The organism is Neisseria sp. MVDL19-042950 (assembly GCF_030504625.1).
GTDB lineage: Bacteria > Pseudomonadota > Gammaproteobacteria > Burkholderiales > Neisseriaceae > Neisseria.
Window position 1 is genome coordinate 1 of the sequence record NZ_JAUKWH010000035.1, and the last position, 518, is coordinate 518.

The 518-nt window shown below is 53.3% G+C and carries 1 protein-coding gene; it reads left to right on the forward strand.

Annotated elements, in window-relative coordinates:
- Positions 1-518, forward strand: a 518-nt coding sequence (locus tag Q0X97_RS11820; RefSeq protein ID WP_302067761.1) for a transposase, incomplete at both ends; no start/stop codon positions are given.

The following is a 518-nucleotide window of genomic DNA, read 5'->3' on the forward strand; positions in this document are numbered from 1 at the left end:
AGCACCTTCTTTCAGCAAACCGTACAAGCCATGATTGCCAAATACATCGATCGCTTCCCCCTGTTGAAGCTGGAGCAGGTGATTGATTGGCAACCGATCGAACATTACCTCAACCATCAAAGAACCCGCTACCTTCGAGACCACCGCGGCCGTCCCGCCTATCCCCTGCTATCCATGTTCAAAGCCGTTCTACTCGGCCAATGGCACAGCCTTTCCGATCCCGAACTCGAACACAGCCTCATTACCCGCATCGATTTCCATCTGTTTTGCCGTTTTGACGAACTGAGCATCCCCGATCACAGTACCTTATGCCGCTACCGCAACTGGCTGGCGCAAGACAACACCTTGGCCGAACTATTGGATCTGATTAACCGCCAACTGACTGACAAGGGCTTAAAAGTAGAAAAAGCATCCGCTGCCATCGTTGACGCTACCATTATTCAGACGGCCGGCGGCAAACAGCGTCAGGCCATAGAAGTGGATGGCGAAGGGCGGGTCAACAGCCAAACCACACCGAG